Here is a 10,620-nt window from a genome sequence, read left to right on the forward strand (position 1 = left end):
ATAGGATTGAGTAAACTTGTATGTTTAATTCTTTATAAATAGTAAATGAAAAATTTCAAAACAATCCTTTTTTTACTCCTCATATCCTTTAGTTTTTACCTTCCTGTTTTTTCACAATCACTATCAAATAAATCCTCAAGAGAACATATTTCTTTAGACAAAGATTGGAGATTTGCTTTTGGGCATCCCTCAGACACTAAAAAAGATTTTAATACAGGAACAGCATATTTCTCCTATTTAGCCAAAGCCGGTTTTGGAGATGGAGCAGCTAATGCTGCTTTTGATGATCGTTCCTGGCGAAACTTAGATTTGCCACACGATTGGGCTGTAGAACAGGGTTTTAGCGAGCAGGCCAGTTTCAGTCATGGATTCAAAGCCATCGGAAGAAATTTCCCAGACAAAAGCATTGGCTGGTACCGCAAAAAAATAACTATTCCCGAAAGTGATTTTGGACGCCGAATCCATATAGCTTTCGATGGCGTTTTCCGTAATTCGGTTGTTTGGGTAAATGGCCATTATTTAGGAAATCAAGACAGCGGCTATTTGGGTTTTGAATACGATATCACCGATTATATTAATTACGGAGGCGAAAACACCATCGCCGTTCGTGTAGATGCCACGATGGAAGAAGGTTGGTTTTACGAAGGAGCCGGAATCTATCGTCATGTTTGGTTGAACAAGACCAATGAGCTTCACGTTCCTGACAACGGCACTTTTGTACAATCAAAAATAAAAGACAATACCTCTGATATTAATGCATTAGTTACATTGACTAATGAAGGCAAAATGTCAAAATCATTTAAAATCATTCAAACTATTTTGGATGCAAACGGAAAAAACATTGCCGAAAAAACAATCAATTCCTGTAGTTTAAATCCAAGGGAAACTAAAGATTTTTCAACTGATTTATCTGTTGAAAATGCAACGCTTTGGTCACTGGAAAAACCCTATTTGTATGAAATGATAACTTCGGTTTATGAGGATGAAAAATTAGTGGACACTTACAAAACTTCTTTCGGAATCCGTTCAATTCGTTTTGATGCCAACGAAGGTTTTTTCCTTAACGGAAAACACGTCAAAATAAAAGGAACCAACAATCATCAGGATCATGCTGGAGTTGGTTCGGCTATGCCTGATGCTTTACAGGAATTTAGAATTAAAACCTTAAAATCATTCGGAAGCAATGCTTATCGTTGTTCGCATAACCCGCCTACTCCTGAATTGTTAGAAGTTTGTGACCGTTTAGGAATGCTTGTTATTGACGAAAATCGCTTGACAGGAATCACTCAAACACATTTTGGTGATGTAAAAAAAATGATTGAACGCGACAGAAACCATCCTTCCATCATCAGTTGGAGTATTGGGAACGAAGAATGGGGAATCGAAAATGATATTGTAGGCGCCAGAATTGCCAGTTCCATGCAATCGTATGTAAAATCTATAGACGCTTCAAGACCTTCAACTTACGCATTTAGTGGCGGAATCGGAAGCAACGGAATCACAACTGTCATGGATTTGTTGGGAATCAATTATATAGTAAACAAAAGCACTGATAAACAACACGAATTATTTCCAAATCAATCCATTTGGGGGACCGAAGAGGGTAGTACCAATGCCACACGTGGCGAATATTACCGCGACAACGAAAAACACTTTATGCCGGCTTATGACAAAGCGCCAAGTTCTAGTTTTATAAGCATAGAAAATGGTTGGAAACACTACAATTCTCGTCCGTATTTAGCAGGAATGTTCGTGTGGACAGGTTTTGATTACCGTGGCGAACCAACTCCGTTTGGCTATCCATCAACAGGTTCTTATTTTGGAATGGTCGATCAATGCGGATTTTACAAAGACACGGCTTGGTACTTGAAATCATGGTGGCAAAACGAACCAGTTTTACATCTTTTACCGCATTGGAATTGGGCTGGAAAAGAAAATCAAAGCATCGAAGTCTGGGCATACAGCAATTGCGATGAGGTTGAATTGTTCTTGAACAAAAAAAGTTTAGGCAAAAAAACAATGGAAAAAGACAGCCACCTAGAATGGAATGTCAATTATACTCCCGGAACTCTGGAAGCAATCGGATATAAAAACGGAAAGAAAATCCTAACCGAAGTGGTTAAAACAACAGGAACTCCAACAATTTTAAATTTAGAATCAGATAAAAATACGTTCGACGCTTCCAAAAATGACATTGCACTAATTAAGGTAAGTACCAAAGACAAATCAGGTCTTGAAGTTCCAATTGCAGATAACGAAGTAACTTTTACAATCACAGGACCAGGCAAAATTATTGGTGTTGGAAACGGAAACCCAACTTCGCTTGAACCGGATAAATACATCGAAAGCATTGCTGTTATTGCGTTGGACTCCTTTAAAGAAAAGTATGTTGCTGATTTGAATTCAGTACAAGAAACCAAAGATAATATCGCTATTGAGTCATGGCAAAATGCTTTCAAAGAAGAAAGAAACGTCGATTTTGGAAAAAAAGTAAACGCAATAACATACCGCACAGAATTTGAGTTGCCCGCCAATTTTGAATCGACTACGATAACTTTATTTTACAAAAGTCTTGGAAAACAACAATCAATTTTCATCAACGGTCAACAAATTGCAACAAATTTGAACGAAAACAAAAATGGCAACACTTTTATTTTAGACAAAAAAATACTTCGTTCAGGAAGCAATACTATCGCGGTTGTGGCCGTTCCGCTGACCAAAGTCAATTCTTGGGATGTGATTAATCAAAGTTTAGGAAGTATCCAAATTGTCACCAAAGCCGAAAATTATAAACGAAAATTATTCAATGGTTTGGCTCAGGTAATCGTTCAAACCACTGGTGAAGCTGGCGAAATCAAATTGACCGCAACCAGCAACGGACTCAAAAATGTCGAAATAAAAATAAAAGCAACAAAGAATTAAGATAGTTTGGGCGTGACCTCTATGAAAAAATAAGAAAAATATTTTTTCATAGAGGTCGGGCTGTACGTTCCCGCTTTTTATTTATGGCAAAAAAAACCATAAATAAAAGAGCTCCACTGCCATCCCTCACGCGAAATCTGCATAACATTTATCTTAACAGGTTTTCAAGACATAAGTGTCTCGAAGATGAACAGGATAATGTTTGGTTGATTTTTTCACAATATTGTCATTCCGGAGGAGTCTCACGTTAGTTATTCTCGTCGCAGAAATTCTTAAGGAATGACAAAATACGGCGATGAAATAAAATTTTAAATTAATAAAAACAAAAAATGAAAAAGTTACTTCTCACATTATTATTAGGGAGTATTACACTTCAAGGTTTCTCACAAGGAAATGTCTATAAACAAGGAACCGGAAAATTCGAAGGACTTGCCATGACCCCACCAATGGGTTGGAATTCATGGAATACTTTTGAAACCAATATCGATGAAAAACTCGTAAAAGAAACCGCTGATTTAATTGTTTCTACGGGAATGGCAGCTGCAGGTTATAATTACATTGTTCTCGATGATGGTTGGATGACCAAAGAGAGAGATAAAGATGGGAATTTAGTTCCCGACCCAGTAAAATTCCCAAGCGGAATGAAAGCCTTAATAGATTATGTTCATTCCAAAGGATTAAAGTTTGGTTTGTACAATTGCGCAGGAACACATACTTGCGCCGGATATCCGGGAACGCGCGGTTACGAATACCAAGATGCCCGTTTTTATGCCAATTTAGGAATCGATTTTTTAAAGTACGATTGGTGCAACACCGCAGGAATTAACGCTCCAGAAGCTTACGGAACAATGAGTAACGCTCTGAAAACAGCAGGAAGACCTATAGTTTTCAGTCTTTGCGAATGGGGTGACACACAAGTTTGGAACTGGGGAAAACCAATCGGAAACTTGTGGAGAATCTCGGGAGATATTTACCCATGTTTTGATTGCGAATACAAACATGAAGAAGGAAATTGGTCATCTTGGGGAGTTATGAAAATTGTAGAAATGCGCAAAGATATTCGCAAATTTTCAGGCCCGGATCATTGGAACGACTTTGACATGATGGAAGTGGGCAATGGAATGACCAACACCGAAGATAAAACCCATTTTACTATGTGGTGTATGATGGCATCGCCGTTAATCGCAGGAAATGATTTCAGAAAAATGTCAAAAGAAACATTGGCAATTTTGACAAACAAAGAATTAATCGCTGTAAATCAGGATAAATTAGGAGTTCAAGGATTTAAACTTTCTGCCGAAGATGGATTAGAAGTTTGGGTTAAACCTTTATCCGAAGGAAATTGGGCTGTAACATTTTTAAACAGAACAGATGCTCCTAAAAAAATCAATTTTGATTGGAAAAAGAATCCAATAAAAGATGTTGATTTTGGTTACGAAGCCGATTTTACCAAGTCCGTTTTCAAACTAAAAGACCTTTGGAAAAATAAAGAAGTTGGAATCACCAAAAAGAACTTTACTGCCGATCTCGCTTCTCACGATGTAATTACATTAAGATTGATCCCTTAAAATAAAAGAATTAAGATGTTTAATCTTAACAAGTTCAGGTTCTTATCCTAACAGGTTTTCCTAACCTGTTAGGTGTTTTATTTGTATCCTAATGGAATCACCTGAAGTTCTCAAAGTAAAAAAGTAAAAAATGAATTCAAAGTCTAAAATCATAACATTTTTATTAGTATTAAGTTGCAGTATTTCAAATGCTCAATTCGTTAAAAAGCATGGTCAACTTAGTGTAAAAGGAACACAATTGGTCGATAAAAACCAAAAGCCAATTGTTTTGCGTGGAGTAAGTCTTGGATGGCACAGTATCTGGCCAAGATTTTATAACGAAAAAACAGTGGCTTGGCTTAAAAAAGATTTTCATTGTACCATTGTTCGTGCTGCATTGGGAATCGAAATTGGTCCTCATCCTTATAAAAAGGAGCCAGATTTCTCTAAAGAAAAAATCGAATCAGTTATAAAAGGCGCTATCAAATCAGATATTTATGTAATTGTAGATTGGCATAGTCATAATATTAATTTGGAGGAAGCCAAAGCCTATTTTAACGAAATCTCAAAGAAATATGGTAAATATCCAAATGTGATTTATGAGGTTTTCAACGAACCAGATTACGAAACCTGGCCAGAAGTTAAAGCCTATTCTGAAGAAATAATCAGGGTAATACGAGCAAATGATCCTGATAATATTATTTTGGTAGGTTGTCCAAAATGGGATCAGGATGTAAATCTCCCAGCCGCTGATCCTATAAAAGGCTATGATAATTTAATGTATACGATGCATTTTTATGCCGCTACACACGGAAAAGAATTACGCGAACGAACAGATGAAGCCTTAAAAAGTGGTTTGCCAATTTTTGTTTCTGAATCAGCAGGAATGGAAGCTTCTGGTGATGGACCAATGAATTATAAAGCTTGGCATGAGTATATTGATTGGATGGAGCAAAGAAAAATAAGCTGGATTACCTGGTCAATTTCGGATAAAGATGAAACTTGTTCAATGCTAAAAAAATCCGCCAGTCATGATGGTAATTGGAAGGATGAGGATCTTAAGGAATCCGGTTTAAAAACAAGGGAATTGTTAAGAAAATACAATAGTAAAAAATAATTTATTAAAATTAAAACCAACTTTTAAACGAGTTGGTTTTTTTTGTATTATGAAAAAAGTATATTGCATCACTTTTTTTTATTGATATACAAAAAAATATATGAAATTAACTTTAAAATTAACAACTTATTTCAAATTAGTACTATTAATCATTGGGATTAGTTCACTTTTTTTATTATTGTTTATTTCACTTTATTTATATACAGTTAAACAAGAAAAGGATGTTTTCAAAGCCAATTCAGATCAATACAAAACCGAAATAAACAGGTTGTTTGATTTTAATTCAAAAACTCAGGTTGTTACAATAAATGATCTTACTTATTGGGATTCTTTGGTCAAATTTACTAAAACTAAAGATTTGACATGGTTTAAAAAATACATAACTAATGAGTTTCCTACGTATGAGGTAGATTATATTGCAGTGTATGGTTTGGATAAAAAATATATAACTAGTACTGCAAAAAAAGATTTTAAATCCAAATATTTTATCACGCAGCAAGCAATGGAAAGCTTGTATAAATCCAAGTTTTCCAGATTTTATATGAAAGTTCCTGAAGGCGTAATCGAAGTTCTTGGCGGAACTATTCACGCTTCAAATGATCCCAAAAAAACAAAAACAAAACCAGCCGGCTATATGTTCATGGCTCGTTTGTTGAATCCATCTTATTTTAAGAACTTAGAAGAAATCTGCAGTTCAAAAATTAGTCTTTTGGAAAATGTTGGTATAAAAGTAAAAGGGAATAGGGAAGTGTCTTCGGTAATTAATCTCAAAGATTCCGAAGGTCAAGTGGTTGCAAAATTATTATTTAAGCGGCCTTCCTATCTCAATTTTGGAAGGACGAAAGAATTGTTATTAATTATTGTAGTTACCACATTGGTAGGACTAATTGCCTCAGTTCATTATTCCAGAAAATGGGTTTATAGACCGTTGCGATTGGTTACTAATATTTTAGAGAGCGACGGCGAAATTTCGATTAGTTTGTTGAAAATGGAACCAGGCGAGTTTGGACATATTGGCAAACTATTTGAAGATCACAGGAAAAATCGCTTCCAATTGGAAAAAGCTAAAGAGAAAGCTGAAGAAAGTGATAAACTGAAATCTACTTTTTTAGCCAATTTATCCCATGAGATTAGAACACCTATGAATGCTATTATTGGTTTCTCGGATTTACTTTTGAATGAAAGTTTAGAAGAAGATTTAAAAAGGAAGTATTTAAAAATCATTAATAGTAGCGGTAAAAACTTAGTATCGATAATTGAAGATTTAATTGAAATGTCCAAAATTGATGCGAAGTTAATCACACCTAATTATAAAGGTTTGGATCTTGATAGATGTTTTAGCGAACTTTATAATACACTCAAAGTGACCATTCCGGAGGATAAAAACATTGATTTTTATATCAGTAAAAATTCCGATAAACTTGAAAAAGACATTTTAACGGACGAAGTAAAATTGAAACAGATAATTGTCAATTTACTGACAAATGCTATAAAGTTCACAGATACTGGCCATGTCGCATTTGGTTATTCGATCAATAAAGAGGAGCAGTTAATAGAAATTAAAGTTGAGGATACGGGTATCGGAATTGGTAAAAAAGATTTGAAATTTGTCTTTGATCGCTTCAGAAGAGTTGATGATGATTATTCGATTTCACTTAGTGGATTAGGTTTAGGACTTTCGATTTCCAAAGCATATGTAGAAATGCTTGGAGGCGAAATCAAAGTCAAATCTGTATACGGAGTTGGTTCTGTTTTTATGTTTACGATTCCGCTGATTTATGATGAGCATACTATTGAAAACATTGAGGTCCACGAAGAGAATTCAATAAAGAATTCTGATTCTAAAACGATCTTGGTAGCAGAAGATGATAATATTAATTTTCTCCTTTTAAAAACGATACTCGAATTAAAAAAACACACAGTTTTGAGGGCAAGAAATGGTCAGGAAGTTGTTGATTTTAGTCTTGCAAACTCAGAAATTGATATCATTTTTATGGATATAAAAATGCCTGTTTTAGACGGCTATGAAGCTTTTGAATTGATAAAAAAAAATAATCCAAATCGAATTGTAATTGCTCAAACCGCACACTCTTCATCTGAAGTAAAAGAAAGAATTATGGACGCTGGATTTTCAGCATATATAACTAAACCTTTGGATAAAGAGAAAATCTATGAAGTTATTGATAAAGTAATCCAAAACAATTCACCTTCTTAGACCAGTTTCTTGATAATTATGTTTTAATTACTAAACGGTAAGATCATAACTATATAGGTAATCTTCTCTGACAAAGCCCATTTTGTGATATAGTTTTTGAGCTACATTATTGCTTTTTGCTGTTCTTAAGCGAATGGTTTTTGAACCAAGTTCAGTTGCCAAAGCTTTGGTTTCTAGAATTAGCTTTTCGCCAAGTCCTTTTTTTCTTGCCGATGAATCTACAAAAAGATCATTTAAAATAAGTATTTTATTTAAAGCCAATGATGAAAAAGTAATGTAGATAAGTGCAAAACCATCTATTTTTTCTGGATTTTCATCGTCACAAGCCACAAAAACAATTGCTTCATTATTGTTTAATCGTTCTTTTAGATACTCATAATGTTTTTCATAATTAGATGGGTTTTTATAAAAAACAGCATATTGATCAAATAATTTAGTTAATTGATCTAAGTCCTGAATGGTTGCTTTTCTTATCATAATGGTCTGATTAATGGATGTTTGAGAATTAAATATACAAAATTATATTAATAAATTATGTTGCTTACTTTGATTTGTATTTTTTTTATTATTAATCCCTTTGTTAAAAAAGATGGGTTTAACACCACAAATCCTATTTTACAAACGAAAATTATATTTCTTAATTATCTTTTTAAAAAATAAAAATAACTAAAATATTTAAATTATGTTTTTTAAACACACAACCCCATTTTATTTTGGGGTATAATTTTAAAAATAATATAAATTTTTAAAAAACATATAATATTATGTGTTATTTTTGTTTGAACCCTGTAAAAAATAGTGGGTACTAGGTAAAATACTTGTTATTGAATTAATAAAAATAAGGCTTTAAAAAAGAAATTTGTAAAATATTGTACAGTGATTTTTTGAAATTAATAATTCTTCAATGAAATGCACGAAAAAGTTTTAATGTTAATATAAAGTTAATAATTTTACTAAAAATAAAGTAAAAAATTAACCAAACTGATTAAAAATCTTTGTCAAGTTATTAACTAAAAAACATTAAAACATGAAAAAAGTAATTACTATTTTACTGCTAGCATTGACTTCGAGTATTTCATTTGCACAAGATGATTCTTCTGCAACACCACCTGCTACTACCTTTGGTGGATCAGCTGATGCTTATTACAAATATGATTTTTCTGAGATTCCTGTTGGGTACACTAGTTTTACCAATACACATAACTCATTTGAATTAGGAATGGTTTCAGTTGAAGCTTCGCATAAATGGAAAAAAGCTTCTGTATTCGTAGATTTAGGTTTTGGCGGAAGAGCCAAAGAGTTTACCTATAATGATAATCAATATTCATTTATGATAAAACAATTGACCTTTACTTATGAGCTTTCAGATAGCTTTAAGATTACTGCTGGTACTTTTGGAACGCATATTGGTTATGAGTTGTTGGATGCCGTTGATAACAAAAACTACAGTATGTCATATGCTTTTACGTATGGACCTTTCTTTAATACAGGGGTTAAAGCACAGTATACTTCTGGAAAATTTAGCTTTATGGCAGGAGTTTCCAATCCAACAGATTTTAAATCGGCTATGGAAACCGGAACTAATGCAAAGACTTTTATCGGTCAAATTGGATATGTGGCAGATACTGGAAGCGCATATTTTAATGTGACAACAGGTAAATCTAATGGAAGTCCAATCCGAAACGATGACGGTGATGTAATTGCACCTTCAGACGAAGATAAAACGCAATTTGATTTTGTAGCTACAAAAAAATTAGGCGATAATTTTGCTCTTGGCTTTAATGCAACATACGCTAATACAAACAATAATGTAGATGGTGATTTGGATGGTGATTGGTTTTCGTTAGTGCTTTATCCAACGTACACATTCAGTCCTTCACTTCTGTTAGCTTATAGATTAGAATACATGGATACAAAAGATGCTGCACCTTCGGCGGGAGCCATTGCAGGATCTTCAATTATAGGGAATACATTGTCCTTAAATTATAAAGTGGGAAATCTAACAATTATTCCAGAATTTAGAATTGATTCAGCTTCAGAAGATGTTTTCGTAACTACAGACGGAGCTTTTAAAGGAGTGAACACTTATGCTCTTGTTGCGGCCACGTATACTTTTTAATTTTCATAAATATTTTTTTTTTGGGCTGTCAAAACTGTAAATAGTTTTGGCAGTTTTTTATTAAACAACATTTTGGGACATTAGTGTATTTTTGTAATTAGCCATTTATCATTCACTGTGTCAATTATGCAGGAATTAGCTTGATTTTTGTTTTCTTTGTAATTCATTTTAAACACAAAAAATTGTTTTTCTTTTCAAAAAATAAACCTGTACTGAAAGATTTGATTCCTTCGAACTACGTTGATATCCATTCACATTTATTGCCAGGTATCGACGATGGATCTCCTGTGTTTCAAAATACACTGGAACTTATACAATCATTACAAAATATTGGGATGTCTCAATTTGTTACGACTCCTCATATTATGAGCCTGGTGTGGAATAATACGAAGGAAAGTATTTCTACTGTTAGAGATCAGACAAAATTGGAATTAGAAGCAAATAATGTTGTTGTTCCTTTTCGTGCAGCTGCAGAATATATGATGGATGAACAATTTGTTAGACTTTTTAAGGCAGGTGAATTGTTAACATTAAAAGACAATTACGTATTAGTCGAAATGTCTTATATTAATGCACCAATGCAATTGTATGATTTACTTTTTGATTTGCAAGTAGCTGGTTATATTCCGGTTTTGGCACATCCAGAGCGTTATACTTTTTATCATAATAACCTTCAGGAATATGAAAAATTGAAAAGAGT

At 33.5% G+C, this 10,620-nt stretch carries 7 protein-coding genes; 6 read left to right on the plus strand and 1 reads right to left on the minus strand.

Going from position 1 to position 10,620, the window contains the following annotated elements; all coding sequences use genetic code 11:
- Positions 1 to 45: 45 nt before the first annotated feature.
- The 4 genes from galA (at position 46) to VLC96_RS18600 (ending at position 7,801) form a co-directional block, all read left to right on the plus strand.
- Positions 46 to 2,922 carry a beta-galactosidase GalA gene (gene galA / locus VLC96_RS18585; RefSeq protein WP_325265329.1) on the plus strand — a complete coding sequence of 959 codons (2,877 nt, stop codon included), beginning with the start codon at positions 46 to 48 and terminating at the stop codon, positions 2,920 to 2,922.
- A gap of 329 nt (positions 2,923 to 3,251) precedes the next feature.
- Positions 3,252 to 4,490: a glycoside hydrolase family 27 protein gene (locus tag VLC96_RS18590; protein ID WP_325265331.1), complete on the plus strand. Its 1,239-nt coding sequence runs from the start codon at positions 3,252 to 3,254 to the stop codon at positions 4,488 to 4,490.
- 130 nt (positions 4,491 to 4,620) lie between these two features.
- The gene (locus tag VLC96_RS18595) at positions 4,621 to 5,586 is read left to right on the plus strand and encodes a glycoside hydrolase family 5 protein (protein WP_325265332.1); all 966 of its coding nucleotides are present in this window, start codon (positions 4,621 to 4,623) and stop codon (positions 5,584 to 5,586) included.
- A gap of 100 nt (positions 5,587 to 5,686) precedes the next feature.
- Positions 5,687 to 7,801, plus strand: coding sequence for an ATP-binding protein (locus tag VLC96_RS18600; protein WP_325265334.1), 2,115 nt, complete (start codon positions 5,687 to 5,689; stop codon positions 7,799 to 7,801).
- Between the two features lie 30 nt (positions 7,802 to 7,831).
- Here the strand turns inward: VLC96_RS18600 and VLC96_RS18605 are convergent, their stop codons facing one another.
- Complete coding sequence (locus tag VLC96_RS18605; protein ID WP_325265336.1) at positions 7,832 to 8,278, minus strand: GNAT family N-acetyltransferase; 447 nt, start codon at positions 8,276 to 8,278, stop codon at positions 7,832 to 7,834.
- Positions 8,279 to 8,828: 550 nt separating this feature from the next.
- Here VLC96_RS18605 and VLC96_RS18610 point away from each other — a divergent pair.
- On the plus strand, positions 8,829 to 9,920 hold the full coding sequence (locus tag VLC96_RS18610; RefSeq protein WP_325265337.1) for an outer membrane beta-barrel protein: 1,092 nt from the start codon (positions 8,829 to 8,831) through the stop codon (positions 9,918 to 9,920).
- Positions 9,921 to 10,102: 182 nt separating this feature from the next.
- A partial coding sequence (locus VLC96_RS18615) for a tyrosine-protein phosphatase (protein ID WP_325265338.1) occupies positions 10,103 to 10,620 on the plus strand: 518 nt, incomplete at its 3' end.

This window comes from Flavobacterium sp. (assembly GCF_035456085.1).
GTDB lineage: Bacteria > Bacteroidota > Bacteroidia > Flavobacteriales > Flavobacteriaceae > Flavobacterium.

Coding starts and splice junctions, on each gene's coding strand:
- VLC96_RS18600 (WP_325265334.1), top strand. CDS start 5,687: ATGAAATTAACTTTAAAATTAACAACTTATTTCAAATTAGTACTATTA.
- VLC96_RS18605 (WP_325265336.1), bottom strand. CDS start 8,278: ATGATAAGAAAAGCAACCATTCAGGACTTAGATCAATTAACTAAATTA.
- galA (WP_325265329.1), top strand. CDS start 46: ATGAAAAATTTCAAAACAATCCTTTTTTTACTCCTCATATCCTTTAGT.
- VLC96_RS18610 (WP_325265337.1), top strand. CDS start 8,829: ATGAAAAAAGTAATTACTATTTTACTGCTAGCATTGACTTCGAGTATT.
- VLC96_RS18590 (WP_325265331.1), top strand. CDS start 3,252: ATGAAAAAGTTACTTCTCACATTATTATTAGGGAGTATTACACTTCAA.
- VLC96_RS18595 (WP_325265332.1), top strand. CDS start 4,621: ATGAATTCAAAGTCTAAAATCATAACATTTTTATTAGTATTAAGTTGC.